Source organism: Pseudomonas sp. 05N434 (assembly GCF_056396965.1).
On record NZ_JBFTMK010001187.1, the window covers coordinates 1 to 379 of the forward strand.

A 379-nucleotide genomic window follows, 5' to 3' on the forward strand; every position below is an offset into this window, starting at 1 on the left:
CACAACTGCACGATGCAAATCCCGCCGAGCAAGGCAATCAACACCTGCCAACTGGCCAGCCCAAGCGCAAACAAGCTGGCGGCGAACACATAGCCGCCGACGCTGTGCACGTCGCTCATCCAGAAGGCAAAGATGTTGTACCAATTCCATGTCTGCGGCAGTGGCCCCAGGTCCTGGTTATACAGGCGCGGGCTGTAGCCATTGGGCAATTGTTCGGTCATCGCGGGGCTCCTCGAAAGTACAGGCGCGGCCCCCGGGATGGGTGTGGCGAGCACACTGCGTACGGGAGCCGGCATGGTTTGTATACGAGTTGCTACGCAGAATGCGTGCCATACGATCTAAAGGTGTGACAAATCTGGCTTCCAACCCTGTTCAGAGC

At 58.6% G+C, this 379-nt stretch carries 1 protein-coding gene; it reads right to left on the reverse strand.

Translation table 11 applies throughout. From position 1 onward, the window contains the following. The coding region (locus AC1DLB_RS32365; protein WP_477786581.1) for a cytosine permease at positions 1-221 on the reverse strand (221 nt) is incomplete at its 3' end. Positions 222-379: the final 158 nt, after the last annotated feature.